This is a genomic window from Ligilactobacillus sp. RTP31139st1_D10_RTP31139_211217 (assembly GCF_040226755.1).
GTDB lineage: Bacteria > Bacillota > Bacilli > Lactobacillales > Lactobacillaceae > Ligilactobacillus > Ligilactobacillus animalis.
The window spans coordinates 140,500-158,689 of record NZ_JBCOAR010000002.1; the positions used below are offsets into that span (position 1 = coordinate 140,500).

At 39.9% G+C, this 18,190-nt stretch carries 19 protein-coding genes; 4 read left to right on the forward strand and 15 right to left on the reverse strand.

Features of this window, described 5'->3' with window-relative positions:
• Positions 1-85 precede the first annotated feature (85 nt).
• Complete coding sequence (locus ABT996_RS01860) at positions 86-376, forward strand: hypothetical protein (RefSeq protein WP_225361411.1); 291 nt, start codon at positions 86-88, stop codon at positions 374-376.
• A 69-nt stretch (positions 377-445) separates the two neighbouring features.
• Entirely contained in the window at positions 446-931 is a 486-nt protein-coding gene (locus ABT996_RS01865) for a universal stress protein (protein ID WP_010688693.1), read from the forward strand.
• 50 nt (positions 932-981) lie between these two features.
• On the opposite strand, the gene ABT996_RS01870 is transcribed toward ABT996_RS01865, so the two are convergent.
• From ABT996_RS01870 to ABT996_RS01895, 6 genes are all read right to left on the reverse strand, one after another.
• On the reverse strand, positions 982-1,527 hold the full coding sequence (locus ABT996_RS01870; protein ID WP_029507300.1) for a DNA-3-methyladenine glycosylase I: 546 nt from the start codon (positions 1,525-1,527) through the stop codon (positions 982-984).
• On the reverse strand, positions 1,527-3,029 hold the full coding sequence (locus tag ABT996_RS01875) for a glycerophosphodiester phosphodiesterase (protein WP_035448909.1): 1,503 nt from the start codon (positions 3,027-3,029) through the stop codon (positions 1,527-1,529). Before ABT996_RS01875 ends, ABT996_RS01870 begins: the two co-directional genes overlap by 1 nt.
• A gap of 61 nt (positions 3,030-3,090) precedes the next feature.
• A complete protein-coding gene (locus tag ABT996_RS01880) occupies positions 3,091-4,239 on the reverse strand; it encodes a D-alanine--D-alanine ligase family protein (RefSeq protein ID WP_010688690.1) in 1,149 nt (382 codons plus the stop codon).
• Positions 4,240-4,408: 169 nt separating this feature from the next.
• The gene (locus ABT996_RS01885; RefSeq protein WP_035448907.1) at positions 4,409-5,248 is read right to left on the reverse strand and encodes a phosphotransferase; all 840 of its coding nucleotides are present in this window, start codon (positions 5,246-5,248) and stop codon (positions 4,409-4,411) included.
• 81 nt (positions 5,249-5,329) lie between these two features.
• Positions 5,330-5,596 carry a type II toxin-antitoxin system HicB family antitoxin gene (locus ABT996_RS01890; protein ID WP_225361407.1) on the reverse strand — a complete coding sequence of 89 codons (267 nt, stop codon included), beginning with the start codon at positions 5,594-5,596 and terminating at the stop codon, positions 5,330-5,332.
• A gap of 64 nt (positions 5,597-5,660) precedes the next feature.
• Positions 5,661-5,834 (reverse strand): hypothetical protein, encoded by a 174-nt coding sequence (locus ABT996_RS01895; protein WP_225361408.1) that lies wholly within the window; start codon positions 5,832-5,834, stop codon positions 5,661-5,663.
• A gap of 167 nt (positions 5,835-6,001) precedes the next feature.
• Here ABT996_RS01895 and ABT996_RS01900 point away from each other — a divergent pair, with 167 nt between their 5' ends.
• Entirely contained in the window at positions 6,002-7,615 is a 1,614-nt protein-coding gene (locus tag ABT996_RS01900) for an APC family permease (RefSeq protein ID WP_010688685.1), read from the forward strand.
• Positions 7,616-7,913: 298 nt separating this feature from the next.
• On the opposite strand, the gene ABT996_RS01905 is transcribed toward ABT996_RS01900, so the two are convergent.
• The 4 genes from ABT996_RS01905 to ABT996_RS01920 form a co-directional block, all read right to left on the reverse strand.
• Positions 7,914-8,903, reverse strand: a complete 990-nt coding sequence (locus tag ABT996_RS01905) for an Lreu_0056 family protein (RefSeq protein WP_010688681.1) — start codon at positions 8,901-8,903, stop codon at positions 7,914-7,916.
• Positions 8,904-9,660: 757 nt separating this feature from the next.
• On the reverse strand, positions 9,661-11,439 hold the full coding sequence (locus ABT996_RS01910) for a hypothetical protein (protein ID WP_035448906.1): 1,779 nt from the start codon (positions 11,437-11,439) through the stop codon (positions 9,661-9,663).
• Positions 11,440-11,442: 3 nt separating this feature from the next.
• Positions 11,443-12,234, reverse strand: a complete 792-nt coding sequence (locus ABT996_RS01915; protein WP_035448904.1) for an HlyD family secretion protein — start codon at positions 12,232-12,234, stop codon at positions 11,443-11,445.
• 198 nt (positions 12,235-12,432) lie between these two features.
• Complete coding sequence (locus ABT996_RS01920) at positions 12,433-12,786, reverse strand: hypothetical protein (RefSeq protein ID WP_035448902.1); 354 nt, start codon at positions 12,784-12,786, stop codon at positions 12,433-12,435.
• Between the two features lie 139 nt (positions 12,787-12,925).
• On the opposite strand from ABT996_RS01920, the gene ABT996_RS01925 reads away from it, so the two are divergent.
• Positions 12,926-13,321, forward strand: coding sequence for a helix-turn-helix domain-containing protein (locus ABT996_RS01925; protein WP_052006380.1), 396 nt, complete (start codon positions 12,926-12,928; stop codon positions 13,319-13,321).
• Positions 13,322-13,582: 261 nt separating this feature from the next.
• Here the strand turns inward: ABT996_RS01925 and ABT996_RS01930 are convergent, their stop codons facing one another.
• The 5 genes from ABT996_RS01930 to sufD all read right to left on the reverse strand — a co-directional run bounded on the left by ABT996_RS01930 (position 13,583) and on the right by sufD (position 18,187).
• Positions 13,583-13,735: a hypothetical protein gene (locus ABT996_RS01930; protein ID WP_010688673.1), complete on the reverse strand. Its 153-nt coding sequence runs from the start codon at positions 13,733-13,735 to the stop codon at positions 13,583-13,585.
• A gap of 110 nt (positions 13,736-13,845) precedes the next feature.
• Positions 13,846-15,249, reverse strand: a complete 1,404-nt coding sequence (gene sufB / locus ABT996_RS01935) for a Fe-S cluster assembly protein SufB (protein WP_035448900.1) — start codon at positions 15,247-15,249, stop codon at positions 13,846-13,848.
• Positions 15,242-15,694, reverse strand: coding sequence for a Fe-S cluster assembly sulfur transfer protein SufU (sufU, locus tag ABT996_RS01940; protein ID WP_010688671.1), 453 nt, complete (start codon positions 15,692-15,694; stop codon positions 15,242-15,244). Before sufU ends, sufB begins: the two co-directional genes overlap by 8 nt.
• Complete coding sequence (locus ABT996_RS01945; RefSeq protein ID WP_035448898.1) at positions 15,691-16,917, reverse strand: cysteine desulfurase; 1,227 nt, start codon at positions 16,915-16,917, stop codon at positions 15,691-15,693. The genes sufU and ABT996_RS01945 overlap by 4 nt, the downstream gene beginning before the upstream one ends.
• Positions 16,898-18,187: a Fe-S cluster assembly protein SufD gene (gene sufD / locus ABT996_RS01950; protein WP_035448896.1), complete on the reverse strand. Its 1,290-nt coding sequence runs from the start codon at positions 18,185-18,187 to the stop codon at positions 16,898-16,900. The genes ABT996_RS01945 and sufD overlap by 20 nt, the downstream gene beginning before the upstream one ends.
• Between the last annotated feature and the right edge of the window lie 3 nt (positions 18,188-18,190).

The window sequence follows — 18,190 nt, forward strand, 5'->3', positions numbered from 1 at the left end:
AAGTTAAAAGCTTTGGATAGCGGTTGGGATTTTATCTTGACCGCTATCTTTATTTAGAGAAAGGAATTTTTGTCACGTGAAAGAAATGCTAACTTTAGGTCTAACGCTCGTTTTAGGCTTGATCTTATTTTACATGGGCTTTTATCTCTTCACCCACCGCACTAAAACGCTCTTTGGTGTCTTTTCTCCAAAGGATGATCCGGCCCTAAAAAAAGCCATGACATTATGGGCATATATCTTAACGATCTTGGGTGTTTTAACGATCATCGCTGCTTTCTTAGGCATCCTCGCCTTTCAGATCACGATGCTCATTTTGGATGCGATCTTGGTCTTTATCATGTCGATCTTAATGCCGACATACTTACGCATGCCGTAGTTGTTCTTGCTTTCATTTTTCAAATAAATAAAGTAAAATAGAATTGATAAAGAAGAAAGGGTGATCCTGATGTTACAAAGATATAAAAACATTCTTGTGCCGGTCGATGGCTCACATGAATCTGAATTGGCGTTCAAGAAAGCTGTTGCGGTCGCTAAGCGTAACGGTGACGATACTAGTTTGTATTTGGTCCATGTAGTTGATACTCGTGCATTCCAAAATATCTCCAGTTTCGATACAGCAATGGTCGAACAAGTGACTGAAACTGCGAAGAAGACAATGGAAGGTTACGCAAATCAAGCTAAAGAACAAGGTCTTAAGAACATTTCTTATTCAGTAGAGTATGGTGCTCCAAAGGCAGTTATTGCTAAGGATCTTCCTGAAGAAAAAAATATCGATCTCATCATGATCGGGGCAACTGGTTTAAATGCCGTTGAACGTCTCTTGATCGGTTCGGTAACTGAATACGTGACCCGCACAGCTGATTGCGATGTTTTAGTAGTCAGAACAGACTTAGAAAACAAACCTGCGCTCAACAAAAAAGACAAGAAATAATAATATTTAAGCTTCGTTATCCCAAACCTGGGACAACGAAGCTTTTTTCTTTATGCCTGGCAGCCAACCAAATGATCATTGACCAACCCTGCTGCTTGCATCAGTGAATAGACTGTCGTTGGTCCTAAAAATCTAAACCCCTGCTTTTTTAATTTTTTAGCTAACTCAAGCGAAGTTTCCGTCTTAGCAGGAACCTGTTCTGGTTTGGTAAAGTAGTTGATACATGGCTCATAGTCAACTATCTGCCACAATAGCTCATCTAAACTCGAGCCTGCTTGTTCTAACTGACAGACGACTTTGGCATTATTGATGATCGCTTCTAGCTTCAAACGATTACGAATGATGCGTTCATCTTGCAGTAAGCGTGTGACATCGGTTTGATCCATCTGACTGACCTTTTGGATATCAAAATCATAAAAGACTTCTCGCAAAGCAGACCGTTTGTTCAAGACAGTTTGCCAACTCAGCCCGGCTTGCATCAACTCTAAACTCATCAATTCAAATAATTTTTGCTCATCATATTCGGGACGACCCCATTCTTTATCATGATAAGCTTGCATTTTGGGGTCACTATCCGCCCAATCACAGCGTGGCATTAGATCATCCCCTTTAGATATAATTTTAGATTGGCTTTCAAATATGTTTTTGAACTGCGATCAGCTAAACTTTTTTCGATCTTACTTGGTACATCTGTGATCACACCATCAGCCCCCAAGACCCAAGCCATCAAAGCTTGTTTAGGCGAGTTGATCGTCCAAAGATAGACTTTTTTTCCGTTAGCATGCGCTGTTTGGATAAAGTTTTTAGTTGCTGTCTTATATTCAAGTGAATAAAAATCTGCCTTATTTTCAGCCAAACTAAAGAGATTGAATGGCAAAATATAACCCGCCTGCATTTTAGGAAGGCGTTGTTTTAATTCATTGATCGCAGCTAGGTCCATCGAATGAACAGCATCTCTTTTAGCTAGCTTTTTCCCATATAATTCACAAAAATACTCACTAAATTTTTTCCCTGTCCCTTGATTGATCTTTAATTCTACTAAGAGTGATTGCTTTAGTTTTTGAGCTTGCTTCAAATAGCTGTCAAAACTGGTCACATAAGCCACATGTCCGTTCTCTTTAAGCTTGACTTGGGTCAGTTGTTCTAAGGAATTATCAGCGATCACTAAGTTCTTATGCGCTAATTTACGGAGATTTTCATCATGGCTCACCACAAACCGACGATCAGCGGTCTCTTGGATATCCAATTCAACATAAGCTGGTTTGGCGGCGTGCGTTGTCTTATCCAAGGCAGGTAACGTATTTTGAACCCCATTTTTACCATCGACTCCACGGTGTGAGATCACGAGAGGTAGTGTGCCCTGATCAACATTTAACGCTTTATGTGCCAAATTTACCTGGATCCCCAATGCTAAAAGCACTAAAACTCCTGCCCCCCACTTTTTCCAATTAGCTGGTAAAGCAACAGCTGGCCTACTTATCAGCTCACTTTTAATGCTCCAAAAGACTAGGCTCAATAATAAGATCTGTTTGAGCGTCCAAAAACTAACCGCATAGATGATGGCTACGCTTTGAGTAGTTACCAAAGTTGTTGCCCATAGCCCTAATAGATCAACGCCCCAAAGACTTGCCCCACCTAATACAATATATTTAGCATAATGCCAAAAATGGTGCTTGGTCTTAGAAAAACTCTGCTTGAGTGTCTCCTTAAGTGAAGCTGAGGTGGTAAAGTACGGGATGATCCCCAAAAATGAACGCAAAGCTAGATAATAGAGCACTAAAAAGATCAGCAGCCCTATCCCCAGTATGATCCGCCGATTGGTAAAGATCCAAGCACTGAGCGGTAGCGAAAGGGCTACTTGATTCAAGCGCTCTAAACTAAAACTTAGTGCACTGAAAGGTAACCATAAAAACAACAAAATAACGATATAAAATAATTTGGCTAAATAGTTCTTCCCGGTTTGTTTCGTCAAAGTTGTCGCTAAAAGTGGCAAGAGTATGAGACTCACAAGACCAAAGATCGGCCAGCGCAACATCAAACTATTCAAAAATACAATAATACAACCTAGGATCACTAAATTTTGATCCAATTTTTTCAAAATTTCTCACCCCACAAAAAAAGGATACGGCAAAACCGCATCCCCTTGTCAAATATAACGATTATTTCTTATCTTCGTCTGTTAAAAGACCTGCACCAAGCTTTTCAGAACCTAATTCTTGGAAGTCATAGTGTAACTTAGCATTGTCATCGAATTCAGCGATCGCTAAACGGATCAATTCATCGATCAAGGCCTTGTAGTTGATACCAGAAACAGCCCAAAGTTGTGGATATAATGAAATGTTGGTGAACCCTGGTAAGGTATTAACTTCACCAAAGTAAGGAACATTGTTTTCATCAACTAAGAAGTCCATCCGAGCCATACCACGGTTGTCTAACACGCGGAAAGCATCTAAGGACATTTGTTGGATCTCTTTTGTTAGATCTTCTGGTAATTCAACTGGAATTTCAAAGACCACGCCTGAAGCATCCACGAATTTGTTGTTGTAATCGTAGAAGTCATCACCTTCAGGAACTACAACTGCACCTAATTTAGATGCCTTAGCTTCACGGTTACCCAATACGGAACATTCAACTTCACGTGGGCTATTGATCGTTTCTTCGATCAAGACCTTGTAATCATAACGAAAAGCATCATCTAAAGCTGCTTCAAAATCTTCTTTGTTAGCAACTTTGTGGATCCCAACGGAAGAACCTTGGCGTGCTGGTTTGATGAATAATGTTTCACCTAATTTGGCAGCACATTCTTCGTATGGATGATCAGCACGTGTTTCTGGTGTGACCACCACATATTTAGTATTGCGGATCCCATGTAAAGTCAAGAGTTGCTTAGTCAAGTCCTTATCAAAGGAAACACCTGAAGAAGCGATCCCGCTACCGATATAAGGTTTGTTCAATAAACGGAACAAGCCTTGGACAGTACCGTCTTCACCCATGTTACCGTGGATAACTGGGTAGAAAAGATCAACATCTTTAACTTCTGAAAGATTTTGTAAGTTAGCTAATGGGTTGGAAAAATCAACATCTTTGATCGCTTCGGCAACCACTTCATCTTCCACAGCACCATTAAAAATCTTCATTGAGTCTTCGTTGCCAAGTAAGAAACCATCCTTAGTGAACATGAAGACTGAAACTTCATATTTGTCCTTATCTAATGCGTCGTAAACTGTGTGTGCGGAACGCTTTGAAACATCGTGTTCAGATGAGTTTCCGCCAAAAAGCAATGCAATGTGCAATTTTTTATCTGCCATAATGGTATATCCATCCTCTTATATATAATATTATTATACGGCTTTTTATTGTCCACAAATCAGCCATAACAGCGGTCTTTTTGTCTCCAATAACTAAGAAAATGATACCACGAAAAGCCTTTTCTTGTCATGTATTTAAGAAAAAAATAACTCAGTACGTAAAATACGCTCACAATTCAAGGACAGCCGTGCCCTGTTTGATAGTTTCGAACATTTCATGAGCCATTTGACCAAATTTTTGCTTTTCATGGGTCAAGTGAAATTCCAAAATGTCCAAAGCACACCAGAATAAAAGGCAATGTTGCAGACTATAATTCGGGATCTCAAGTTCTTTTTGACTGCGATAACCGGCGATAAATTCATTTCGCAGATCAAGTTCTTTAACTTCATTGAAGAAAAACTTGATCAGATCCTCGTAAGCCACTCCCATATGAGCCCGTTCAAAATCGATCAACACTTCATGATCACCATATAGCATCAAGTTACGGATACTAAAATCACCGTGCAAAACGACTTTGGGCAATAGATCATAGTCTGTATCAGCTGGAGCTAAGTCTTCTTCTAAGAGCGAAAAGACCTCATTAACTTCAGTTTCATACGCCGTACCAGCAAATTTAGCCACCTGCTCTTCCAAACGTTGTGACAATACACGTTTATCATCAGGCACAGCAACTTCTCCGATCAATCCAGCATGGAACAGCGCTAATTTTTCGCCAAATTGATAGGCTTTAGCCGGCGTTAGATCTTCTTTTTCAACGTCATTCATCACTCGATCCTTCAAAACGATAACGTAATTATCCTCATAGATCACATTATCAAGGTAAATATCTGGACAATAGACTTGATTTACATGTTGCTCTGCATAAAACTTGTCTTTGTCCTTGAAGATCTTAACGAATAGATCACACGCAAATCGCTCACTGTGACCTGTCAAATGCTTGTTTCCCGCTACATCATGGATCGTTTCCAGATCAGCTTGATAGTATTCATTTAAAAAATCGATCAACATTAATCTCGCATCCCTTTTCTCATTACTACTACCGCCTATTATACTTATTCATTGCTGGTACGTCCATAATCTGCTAAAAGACTATTCCGTAGTTTCAAGGATCGCTTGCGTCAATGATGCAGAGAAATTAACACCCAATTTTTTGCCGCGCTCATCTACCCATTTAGGAATGGATAGTTTTTTCTTAACTAATTTATCTTTTTCAAAATACTGGCTGACATCAACAGCCACTAACGTCACAAATTCTGATTCCTTATGCTTTATCATATTTATCGGAGAAGGCGCATTAAATTTTTCACCATTTTGGATAAATTCAGACAACATTATTCCTAAAACTTCACTTGCCATTTCTAAGCCAAGTGGAAGATCATTTTCAGAAATCCCGGTATAGACCCCTTCTAGATTGGGAAATTCAATATAGTATCCCCCCGTTTTCTTCAGCTCTAAAAATCGCTGGATAGGCCATCATAAGCTTTTTAGACATCGGCTTTCCTCCTTTACTACTATGTACAGAAACACCCAATCTGCACTTCTTTAAATCATGCTTTCTAAGAAATTTCAGCATTTCTTTACCGGTAAGTGGCATCGATATCCCTCTCTAAGCATATTTTAGAACTTAGCAATACATATTGTAAATTACTATATCTAAGCCTATTTTTACATCTTATACCTGATTCACCCTTGCAACTTATCTTTAGTTAGGATATTCTTTGTAGGTATGATTATTTTATGTAAAAAGGAAGGTTTATTTTCATGGACAACACACAGACACACGGAAAATATATCAGTTGGCCGATCTTGACATTGATGGCTTTTGTGACCGTCATCGGCTTTGATGATATTATGTATAACTTTAAAAACCAAGGTATGACAGTTATCACATCTTGGGTCTTGATGCTTTTCTTGTATGTTATTCCCTATTCTCTAATGGTCGGACAACTCGGCTCGGTCTTCAATAAAGAAGGTGGCGGGCTTAGCTCTTGGATCCGCGGAACTAATGGTGAATTTCTTGGTTACTTTACTGCTTGGACTTATTGGGCTGCTTCAGTGCCTTATGTCGTTGACTCAGCTAACTCAGTCGTCGTTGGCTTTGGTTGGGCGTTTACTGGTTCGGACAAATTCCAAGACACCATGTCAAATGCACAATTTACTCTTTGGACTTTTATTATTTTCATTATCTTTATCATCATTCAACGGCGCTTAGCTAACTCAATGGAATTTCTAAGCGTTGTCGGTGGGGGCATGATGTTTGTCATGACGATCCTCTTTGTTGTTTTAGCCTTTGTTGGCTTAGCTAAAAATGGTGGGCATATGGCAACACAACCGATGAATGTACATACGATCATTCCTAATTTTGATCTGAAATATTGGACGACTGTCGGGATGTTGATCTACGCCGTTAACGGGAGCGAATTGATCGCACCATACGTAACACAAATGCGTAAACCACAGCGGGAATTCCCGAAAGCGATGATCGCCTTAGCTATTATGACAGCCTTTCTAACGATCTTTGGTTCTTTTGCCTTGGGGATCTACTTTAACGCTTATCACTTGCCAAATGACCTTAAAATGAATGGTTCCTACTATGCTTTCCAAGCTTTGGGCGAACAATTTGGGCTAGGCGATGTCTTCATGTATGTCTACGCTTGGACTTCGGTCGTTTACATGTGTGCTTTGTTAGCGGTGCTACTGGATGCAATGACACGGATGTTGATCTCAGATACTGGTGATAAATACATGCCTGAATTCTTACGTAAGACGACCAAAGATGGGCTTCCGATCAACGGTTACATTTTGACCTGTACGCTATGTGCCTTCATCATGTTCTTGGGTGTATTCTTACCTGAGATGAACGACGTCTTCAACTGGCTTTTGAACTTAAACGGGATCATCTCACCTGGGGTAACTTGCTGGATCTTCTACGCTTTCATGCGGATCCGCAAAAACTCCAGCAAATATCCATCCCAATATGTCTTCATCAAAAATGATAAATTGGCATATCTTGTTGGACTTTTATTGTTACTCGTTACAGCCTTGGCTACCCTACTTGGGGTCGCTCCACAAGACGTGGAACAATTTAGCCACACATGGTGGTACGAATTAGTCATCAATATCGTCTCGATCGTGGTCTTGATCGGACTTGGCGCCTTGTTACCTTCGATCAGACGACGCGAGCTCAAGTATGGGACTGCTTTTGATCGGTCACAATGGTATCTAATGATCGCACTTGTTGTCTTCTCCGTAGTCTTTGATGTTTGGCTCGGCGGAACAAAGATTGCTTTGCGGTTAGTTTATATCATCATTGAAGTCGTGATCGCACTGGCTTTACTTGTCTTGATCGCACATAAAAAACCTAGTCAAAACTAGTTTCTTTCCCCTATTTAGTCCGTAGACTGAGTGGGGGATTTTTTGGTCTACACTTATAAGATACGCAAATTGAGCCAAAATACTTTTATGTAAATTCCCCTAAAATTCTCTCACAGAAACTTTATTTTGTTCGGTAAAGCTAGCTCTGAATAACACTACTAAAAAAGCTGATGAGTATTCACCAACTTTTTTTCTACGTCATTTTACCCCAAAATGACGTAGATAATTATTTTATGACGTAGATTTCTCGATAAAAAATGGCTTCCAGAGATTCAATCTCTCTGGAAGCTATAAACTATTATTCGGAAGTTCCTGTTTTTAATTTACTTGCGATCTGCTCTATAGTTGCACGCTGTTCGGCTGTCGAAAAGTAGCGTGATTTTAATTCAGCGATCGAAACCGTATGCTCAACTACACGGGCCGTTGCCGTAGATCTTCCACCACTGGTATCCTTGGTCCAGTACTTCATTTTATCACCGTCTTGTTGCAATAAGATCGTACTTGCCGATGTTCCTTGACCAATACCATAACGTCCCGAATCCTGCATATAATATAAATCTAAAAAGCCATTATCTGCTGCAACTTTTGCACCATTTATATCACCATCCCCATAACCAATGGCATACGTCATAACAGCTAATTCGTTAAATGATGGTTCACGCTCTTTTTCATCACTACTTGTAGTTGTATTTTCACCTGCGATCCTTTGGAAAGCTTCTCTAACATCTGCATTCTTAGTTTCTGTCACACGAACTTCACCTTCACGTGATTGATCAACTAAAGCTACAGGTTGACCATTATGAAATGCGAATAGATAGGTGATATGATTTGGCAACGGTGGTTGAGTCCCATCATGATTATAGATCGCTACGACATTATAATCATACGGCCCTTCACCAGTTGGACTATATCCTATCGAAAGTCTGGAGTTATTCATATAAACACCATTTCCGCTGAAAATATCCGGATAAGTTGTTCCAGTTGATGCTTTTAGTGAATTTTGTCCATCATATTTAGTATATGACTGTCCCATTTTTCCCTGCCAACTACTGATAAAGCTTTGTAACTGTGCATCCTTATCTGCATTCCAAGGTGTTGAACTTTGGGATTCACTAGCCTTTTTATCTAGTGTCGTACTACTTGCACTGCTACGTGAACTTTTGGAGCTACTACTATGTTTTACCTGAGATGATGATTCTACCTTTTTAGTCGGTTCACTTTTTTGAGCACAGGCAGTGAGCAACACCCCCACACTACAAAGTGATAAAATAACTGCTAATTTTTTCATAATTACTATTACCTCCTCTGCTTTACTACTATTATACTGTGATAATAATTTACTCATGTATATCTCTATCTCATTTTAATTATACCAAGGAACACATTCCAGTAAGATCACAACAATTAATTTATAGAGAGTATCCATATCAATCGTCATATCATATTCCCAATCCAATTTACCATTCCTATATTTTTTAATTGTCTCATGACTTAGATAATCATTTAAATTTACCATTGTAATATACCCTATTTTCTTTCACAACTTATTCGGGAAAAACAGGCAAAGATTTATTCGGGCATTAAAAAAAGTCACTCGGGTACTCCGAGTGGATTATAATAAAAAGACCTATAAAAGTAGCCACCTAAACTCCTCTTATAGATCTTCTTAAAGATTCTCACTTTTCACACTATCTCAATTGAAATCCATCACAAATTCAATAGATTCTTCCTAATTTGCAACAACTATACCTATAATCCCCTAACAGTTGCTACACTACTGAAAATCCCACACTTTTTATCCTACATTATTAATCACAATATTCCCCAATGAATCATCAAGCTCAACACTAGCTAAATCTCTAGCCAAATATCTCAATCACAAATTTTTAACCAATCTAACAAAATACTCTACTATCTCATTCACAACATTATTTTATCACACAACTATTTACGAATAAATAGTTCTTTTCAAAAAATACAAATATATTATTACAAACTAAAAAACTCCCCCAGGTTAAAGTACCCAGAGGAGAAAAGTTATTCAATTATGAACGTCTACGCCGTGAAACAATAGCTGTATCTAAAGCAGTTAGCGTTGTCATCATTCCTAAAACTACACCTGCTAGGCTATTCTTATCACCCATTTGTGGTAAGACGTTATTTTTCTTAGCCGGTTGTTGTTTTTCATTTCCAACCGTATGCACATTTAGCTTACGTGCTGGATTTTCACTTTGAGCTGCTTGATATGCTTTTTCAAAGTTCATCAATGTCATCTGTTCTTGCTTAGCCTTAGCTAGTTCTGCTTGAGCTTGTTGCTGCGTTTGCTTAGCGGAAGCAAGTGTTGCTTGGGCAGTTGCTAAATCAGCTTGTACTTTATTATAAGCAAGTACGGCTTGATCGTAAGCAGTTTGAGCTTGAACTAAGTTCTTATCAGCGTTAAGCAGTGATTCGTAATGATTATTTGCTTTAGTAGCGTTAGTTTTGGCTGTTTCAAGGGCTTGTTTAGCTTCGGTCAACTTAGTTTGAAGCTCTTGTAGTTTAGCAGATTCAGTATCGAAAATCTTTTGAGCTTCGTCTTTTTGTGCTTGTGCTTGAGCCAAGTTAGTTTGAGCTGTAACTAAATTTTGTTGAGCTGTTACTAAAGCTTCTTGAAGTTCAGCTGGGTCTTGATCAGCTTGTTTTTGTGCTTCTTTTTGCGTACTTGTTGCCTTATTAAACGCATCCTTTGCTACTGCAAGTTGATTTTGAGCGTCTTTTAATTGACGTTCAGCGTTTAGATAATTGATGTTGGCGTCAGCTAAGTGGGAGTTAGCTTTTGTTTGTAACGCAACTAAGTTATCTAATTCGGCTTGTTTTTGCGCTAAAGTAGTTTGTGCTTGTTTGAGCGCTTCTTGTTTAGCAGCCGTATCTTTTAAGCTATCAGCATAAGCTTGTTTGGCTGAATCAAGTTTTGTTTGCGCTGTGGCTAAGTTTTGGTCAGCAGTTTGAAGGGCTGTTTTAGCTGTGGCAAGCGCTTGATCAGCGTTAGTTTGTTGTTTGAGTGCTTGATCATAAGCTGTTTGAGCGGTTTTTACTTGAGCGTTAGCGGTGTCGAGTTTTACTTGAGCTTGAGTCAAGGTATTAGTCAGCGATTGTAAGTGACTGGTTGCTTGATCAAATTCGGAACGTAAAGCAGTAGTATCATTTGTTGTATTTTGGAACAACGGTGTTTGATCAAATTTTGATTTGTCAGTGATCATACTTTGGGGAATAAAGATGAAGCGGGTTGATACATTGATGTCGTTTTTTCGATTAGGAAAATCGGGGTGAGACCAACCAAAGTATTGATCTTTATTTGTATTATTTTTAGCTTGTTTAATGAGATTTGGTGTGATCCCTAAGAGTGATTTACTTTCAAGTCCTACAAGATCATGATCATATAGAGGATTACCATTTCGATCTGTGACAGTTTGTCCGTTTGGTAGTAAAATGCCTAATGAAATATATTCGTTTAAATTATAAGCAAGCATACCTTTTACGTATGACATTTTCCATGGTAAGGATTGTGCTACGAAGTTAAAGAAGAATCCATATCGATCGATCAATAATTCATTTCGCAATTTTGAGTAATCTAATCCATATTTATTTGCAACATCTTTTGTTATATTAGCATTGGTTGTTGCAACTTCATTTTTTCCAAGTTGATTAGCAATATTAATGGCGTCTTGATTGACAATAACGTGTCCAACTTTATCACTAATGCCTAAAGCATCACGCATGGCGTTGATGATATCAGCTGTAAATTGTTCTAATTCTAGTAGTTGTTTATTGGTTAGATTTCCCACAAGTTATTTTGACGAAGCATATAGTGGATGATTATTATGTTGTTCCATTAATTCTTCATCTTCAGATGATGGAATATAGTTTATTGATAAGGGTCCACCGTTGTTTTTAGTTTCAATTTTAGAATTTGATCCAGATCCTGTGATATCAGTATGTGGGAATCCATATTTTTTTGGATTTGTTAGTGCATCTTGAATAGCTTTAGCATCGTTATTGAGCGTTGTTTTATCAGCGTTAGCATATACATCGTTAACATACTTTTGAACAGCTTGTTTCAATTCATTTGTAACGTGAATTTGAACGTTGGTCTTAGTTGCTGTTTGGTTTGCTTGATTCAATTTGTTTTGTAAATCAGTGACAACGTTGGCTTGAGCTTGTTGTTTTGATTTAGCATGGTCAACAGCCTCTTGTAACAAGCTTTGCGTATCTTTAGCCGTAGCAAGATCTTCTTTTGCAGGTACGACAGCTTTATCGGCATTTTCTTTAGCAGTTTGTTTTTCGGTTAGATCTTTTTGAGCGTTTGCTTGAGCTGATTTCGCAGAATCAAAATCGGTTTGAGCTTGATCAAGTTCGGCTTTTGAACCTTTTGTATCAAGCGCTTTTTGTGCTGTGTCAACAGCATCTTTAGCAGTTGAGACTTCTGATTTCTTAGCTTCGACTTGTGAATCAGCTGTTGTTTTATTGGTGTTAGCATCAGCTAAGTTCTTTTGGGCTGTATCAAAATTAGTTTGAGCTTGATCGACACTGGTTTGTGCACTGTCAAAGGCTTCTTTAGCTTGGTTAGCATCTTCAGTCAATTGCGGAAGCTTTTGTTCAGCTTCTTTTTACGCATCAACGTCATGTTGGGCTTGATCGACAGCGTGTTGGGCGTCTAATTCATCTTTTTGTGCTGTTTGTAAATCAGATGTTTTAGAATCTAAGTCTTGTTTAGCGGAGTCGACAACTGCGCTTTGATGTTCAACGTCTTGTTGAGTTTGATCAACAGTAGTTTGAGCTTAGTCTTGAACTTCTTTAATTGAATCAGCATCTGATTTAGCTTGATCGATAGCTTCAGGTGTTGCTTGATCTTTTAGATCTTTGGCTGAATCTAGATCAGATTTGGCACTATCTAAGTCAGATTTTGTTCGCTTGACAGTTTGTTGGGCGGTATCGACACTTGTTTGTGCATCGGCAACTGCTTTGTCGGCTGTTGCAACTTTATTTTCAGCAGTTTTAGTTGGTGATTGTACACTAACTTGAGCTACATTTGCAGTCGCATTGTCATTTACACTATCAGCTTGTGCTGTTACCCCTGTTGCGATAGTGGTTGCTACAGCTGTAGCACCAAACAATAGTTTCTTCTTTTTCATTAAGAGCACTCTCCTTTTATTAGAATATACCGATATTATACTACTGTTATATGCACATATAAACAGTTTTTGCATTTTTTATTGCACTAAATTAATATATTCACATAGTAATAATTTATTTTTGTAAAAGTATTCATTTATGCCGTTATACAATTTTAAAATTTTAATTACTATTAAAAGAGATAAGGAGGTCTCAAAAATAGTAAACATTGGAAATAACGTTAGATACTTTCGTAAAAAATATCACTTTACCCAAGAACAACTAGCCGAAAAAAGCGGACTTTCCGTTAATTTTATTTCACGCTTAGAAAGAACTAGTGATCAAAATGTTAGTATCAAAACACTTATAAAAATTGCAGAAGCATTCGATATATCGCTTTCTGATCTAGTTGCCGTCGCTAACACAACCTCTGAACTTGAATCAAAACGAAATATTGTAGAACTTACCAATAAACTTGGAAAATTAGATGATGAAAAAGCTGATAAATTTAGTCAAGCTTTTATTCAACTCTTGGAACTCTCTGCAAACGATTAGCTTAAATTTTCAAATTAGTGCGCAAAAAGCAGCCATCCGGCTGCTTTTTGTTTTGGGGCGAGAAACTCGCCCCTTTTCTTTGTGTGTAGTACTTTAATTAATTGGAGGTAATCAATATGCACACATTGTCATATTCTCAAGCTGAAATGGAAACATTATTAACGAAGGTTTTAAGCCACACATGTAAACAACAGCTACTCTCACCTTCATCAAACAATATCTCTTAGACACAAGGATCATCCCTAATCCTTACGATATCGCTTAATTACCCTTTCCCTGACCAGTGTTTTCTGGTCGGGGATTTTTTTCATCATCAATGCTTAAACGTAAACTGTTCACTAATGCTTCTAAATTTATTTCTTTGAAAAACTCTGCTACTTCTTCTGCAGTAAATGAAAACTTCTTTTCATCCAAGTCACTCACCTTCTTTGCCACTATAATACTTCATCTATCATTGCATGAACAAATTTAAATTTTTAGCCAAAATAAAAACACATCCCAGCCAACGCCAAGATGTGCTTTCTTTAACCCACTGAGTCTTCCATTTGATATTCGATCAAGCGGTTCAACTCAACAGCATATTCCATTGGTAATTCTTTGGTGAATGGTTCAACAAAGCCCATGATGATCATTTCAGTCGCTTTTTCTTCGGAGATCCCACGGCTCATCAAGTAGTAGAGCTGTTCTTCGGAGATCTTAGATACTTTGGCTTCGTGTTCCATGGAAACATTGCCGTTCAAGATCTCATTGAATGGGATCGTATCACTTGCTGATTTGTCATCCATGATGATCGTATCACATTCGATATGGGCAAATGAACCGTCTGAATGCCGGCCAAAGCGGACTTGTCCACGGTAGTCGACCCGGCCCCCATCTTTACACAGAGACTTCGAAACGATCGAAGATGAAGTATTTTTAGCATTGTGGATCATCCGAGCCCCGGTATCAGAGTCGATATCTTTACCCGCAAAGGCGATCGAGAGCATCGTTCCACGCGCACCACGGCCATCTAAGTAGACACTTGGGTATTTCATAGTAACCTTTGAACCTAAGTTACCATCGACCCATTCCATCGTCGCATTCTCCAAAGCCCGTGCCCGCTTAGTCTCTAAACTGTAGACGTTATCGGACCAGTTTTGGATCGTGGTGTAACGACAGTAAGCATCTTTTAAGACATTTACTTCAACGACCGCTGCGTGCAAGCTATCTTCAGAATAGTTTGGTGCGGTACAGCCTTCCACATAATTGATGCTTGCTCCTTCATCGACAATGATCAAAGTCCGTTCAAACTGCCCCGAGTTACCCGCATTGATTCGGAAATAACTTTGGATCGGTACTGAGACTTTGACACCTTTTGGCACGTAGATAAAGGTCCCACCTGACCAAACAGCCGAATTCAACGCAGCCATCTTATTATCAGTTGGTGGGATCAATTTTCCGAAGTATTTTTTGACTAATTCAGGATATTCTTGGACAGCTGAATCAGTATCCATAAAGACGATCCCCAAGTTATCAAAATCTTTGCGCATATTGTGATAGACTACTTCGGATTCATACTGCGCCGAAGAACCCGCTAAGTATTTACGTTCCGCTTCGGGTACTCCTAGGCGGTCAAATGTCCTTTTGATCTCTTCGGGCACATCATCCCAATCACGGGCAACGCGGTCGGAATCACGTCTAAAGTAATTGATATGTTCAAAATCAAGGGGTGACAAGTCAGGGCCAAAATCAGGCATTGGCAACTTGCGGTATAATTCATAGGCTTTCAATCGAAAATCTAACATCCATTCTGGCTCATTTTTAGCAGCCGAGATCTGACGGACGATATCTTCAGTCAAACCTTCCCCTGTTGTAAAAAGCGGTTCAATATCATCTTTAAAACCGTATTTGTATTCGCCACCCAATTCAGGCATTGTATTTTCACTCATGGGCTTTGTCCTCCTTCTCTAATGCTTGGTAGATCGCTTTCCAGGCTAAAGTTGCACACTTGATCCGTGCGGGAAATTGAGCGACCCCCTCTAAGACGACAGCATCGCCTAATAAGTCTTCATAATCTTTATCTTCATTTTTAGTGATCATCTCGGAAAAAGCCTCGACCATCTCACTGACCTGTTCTGGCGTCTTACCGATCACTTCATCGGTCATCATTGAAGCCGAAGCCTGCGAGATCGTACACCCGGTCCCACTAAAAGCAATGTCAGCAATCTTGCCTTCATCATCGAGCTTGACTTCTAGCTCTAACACATCCCCACAAGTCGGATTACGCAATTCGATCTGTTTGTCGACTGCGGGAAGATTACCATGATGATGGGGACGGTTAGCATGTTCTAAGATCATTTGACGGTATAAATTATCTAAACTGGATAAACTCATCGAAAGAACTCCCTTGTTTTGATCAATGCCTCCACTAATTTATCGGCATCTTCTTTAGTGTTATACAGATAAAAGCTGGCTCGGGCCGAAGCTGCGATCTGTAATTTTTTCATCAACGGTTGGGCACAGTGATGACCAGCCCGGATCGCAACTCCCTCCATATCGAGTGCTGTCGCTGTATCATGTGGATGAAGTCCTGCAAGGTTAAACGAGATGATCCCGGCATGTTTGGCTGGATCAGCTGAACCGTATAATTCAAACCCATCGATCGCTTGCAACTTAGGCAAGACATATTCCATCAACTCGGTCTCATGCTGGGCGATATTGGCTAACCCAACTGCTTGCAGATAGTCGATCGCCTTGCCTAAAGCGATCACTCCTGCGATATTTTGGGTCCCACCTTCAAATTTCCACGGAACTTCTTTAAAGGTCGAATGCTCTAATTCGACAAAATCGATCATCTCGCCTCCAAAATCAAGCGGTGACATCTGGTTCAATAATTCCAGCTTGCCCCACAAGATCCCAGTCCCCGTTGGCCCTAGAATCTTATGGCCGGAAAAAGCTAGAAAATCAATGTCTAATTCTTTAACGTCTACTGGCATATGAGGTACTGATTGCGCCCCATCCACGACCATGATAGCACCATTTTTATGCGCTAATTGAGCGAGTTCTTTGATCGGATTGACAGCACCTAGGACATTTGACACCTGTGCTAACGATACGATCTTGGTCTTTTCATTGATCAATTGCTTAGCGTTCTCTAAGTCAACTTGCCCATCTGTATTTAGATCCAAATAAACTAGCTTTGCCCCTGTTTTTTCGCAGACCTGCTGCCAGGGAACGATATTGGAATGATGTTCTGCATAGGATAAAACGATCTCATCGCCTGGCTGCAAGATCTTTTGGGCGTAACCCCGTGCGATCCAATTGAGACTTTCCGTCGTGCCTTTAGTGTAGACGACTTCACGCTCACTATCGGCATTGATCAGTTCCTTGACCTTTTGGCGCGTAGCTTCATAGGCTTGCGTTGCTCGTTGAGCTAAGGTATGCACACCCCGGTGGACGTTAGCATTATCATGTTCATAGTAGTCCACTAAGCTTTCGATCACAGCTTGGGGCTTTTGGGTCGTAGCCGCATTGTCCAAATAGACTAACGGCTCACCGTTGACTTTTTGATCTAAGATCTTAAAATCAGCACGAAAATCATTTTTCTTCTTGTCCATCGATAAGCTTCCTTTCGATCATGTCGGAGAGCTCTGCTTGGACTTTTCGGCTTGGAATAGCTGTCAAAACTGGGCCTAAGAAACCACGGATCACTAAACGTTCAGCGATCTCTTTTGACAAGCCCCGACTCATCAAGTAATACAATTGGTCTTGATCGACCCGCCCAACACTGGCGGCGTGACCAGCAGTAACGGCATTGTCATCGATCAATAAGATCGGATTGGCATCGCCACGCGCTTTAGTCGAAAGCATCAAGACCCGACTTTCCTGTTGCGCATCGGCTCCCTTGGCACCATGAATGATGTGGCCGATCCCGTTAAAGACTAGCGATGACCGCGATAAGATGACTCCGTGTTGGAGAATGTGGCCGATCGAATGTCTACCATAGTTTGTCACGCGGGTATCGATCCCTTGGACTTGTTTACCCGTTGAGATCGCAACGACTTTAGTTTCGGCGTGAGAACCATCACCGATCAGATCAGAATCAAAGTCACCAACGATATTACCGTCATTCATCATCCCCATCGACCAGTCGATCTTAGCATCTTGCTCCAAATGCCCCCGGCGATTGAGATAGGCGGTCGTATTTTTACCCAAGCGATCGACACTGGCAAATTTTACGTGACTACCCGCCTTGGCAAAGACTTCCACGATCACGCTGGCTGTTGTCTTTTGTTCACCGTAAGTCTGCAAATTCTCCAAATATGAGACTTCACTGTTGACATCAGCGATCAATAAAACATGGTGCACAAAGTCTTGTTCCGTTGTAGCATCTTGAATGAAATACGACGTCAATGGTTCTTCTAGGACGACATTTTTAGGCACGTAGATCAACAATCCACTGGTAACGTTAGCCACATGTTGCATATTCAAGCGATTTTCATCGTCTTTGACCGCTTCCATGAAATACTCTTCGATGAGTTCTGGATGTTCTTGCAGAGCTGTTTGCCAATCACAGACGATCACCCCTTGAGCTTTTAATGCTGGATCGAGTTCTAATTTAGCAGTTGTTTGCCCAAATTCGACCACAACATTATTTTGGATCGTGATCTCAGCTGCCTTAGCTTCAGGCAAGTCATTTTGGAGCACTTGCACCGGCTTAGTCACTTCGATCGGCCAGCGTTTATATTTGATTTTTTCAAAGCGTGGCATCTCAAGTTCTTGAGCTTTTTCTAAAGCTTGGGTCCTTTTTTGGGTAAACCAGCTAGGCTCATTAGTTTGCTTACCAAACTCTACTAGTGCCTGGGCTTGTGTTGTTAATGCACTCATTTT

Excerpts from the sequence above, each read along its gene's own strand:
- ABT996_RS01945 (WP_035448898.1), bottom strand. The coding sequence starts at position 16,917 with ATGGACAAGAAGAAAAATGATTTTCGTGCTGATTTTAAGATCTTAGAT.
- ABT996_RS01885 (WP_035448907.1), bottom strand. The coding sequence starts at position 5,248 with ATGTTGATCGATTTTTTAAATGAATACTATCAAGCTGATCTGGAAACG.
- sufB (WP_035448900.1), bottom strand. The coding sequence starts at position 15,249 with ATGAGTGAAAATACAATGCCTGAATTGGGTGGCGAATACAAATACGGT.
- ABT996_RS01880 (WP_010688690.1), bottom strand. The coding sequence starts at position 4,239 with ATGGCAGATAAAAAATTGCACATTGCATTGCTTTTTGGCGGAAACTCA.
- ABT996_RS01860 (WP_225361411.1), top strand. The coding sequence starts at position 86 with ATGCTAACTTTAGGTCTAACGCTCGTTTTAGGCTTGATCTTATTTTAC.
- ABT996_RS01895 (WP_225361408.1), bottom strand. The coding sequence starts at position 5,834 with ATGCCACTTACCGGTAAAGAAATGCTGAAATTTCTTAGAAAGCATGAT.
- ABT996_RS01925 (WP_052006380.1), top strand. The coding sequence starts at position 12,926 with ATGCCGTTATACAATTTTAAAATTTTAATTACTATTAAAAGAGATAAG.
- sufD (WP_035448896.1), bottom strand. The coding sequence starts at position 18,187 with ATGAGTGCATTAACAACACAAGCCCAGGCACTAGTAGAGTTTGGTAAG.
- ABT996_RS01870 (WP_029507300.1), bottom strand. The coding sequence starts at position 1,527 with ATGCCACGCTGTGATTGGGCGGATAGTGACCCCAAAATGCAAGCTTAT.
- ABT996_RS01900 (WP_010688685.1), top strand. The coding sequence starts at position 6,002 with ATGGACAACACACAGACACACGGAAAATATATCAGTTGGCCGATCTTG.
- ABT996_RS01865 (WP_010688693.1), top strand. The coding sequence starts at position 446 with ATGTTACAAAGATATAAAAACATTCTTGTGCCGGTCGATGGCTCACAT.
- ABT996_RS01890 (WP_225361407.1), bottom strand. The coding sequence starts at position 5,596 with ATGGCAAGTGAAGTTTTAGGAATAATGTTGTCTGAATTTATCCAAAAT.
- ABT996_RS01905 (WP_010688681.1), bottom strand. The coding sequence starts at position 8,903 with ATGAAAAAATTAGCAGTTATTTTATCACTTTGTAGTGTGGGGGTGTTG.
- ABT996_RS01920 (WP_035448902.1), bottom strand. The coding sequence starts at position 12,786 with ATGAAAAAGAAGAAACTATTGTTTGGTGCTACAGCTGTAGCAACCACT.
- sufU (WP_010688671.1), bottom strand. The coding sequence starts at position 15,694 with ATGAGTTTATCCAGTTTAGATAATTTATACCGTCAAATGATCTTAGAA.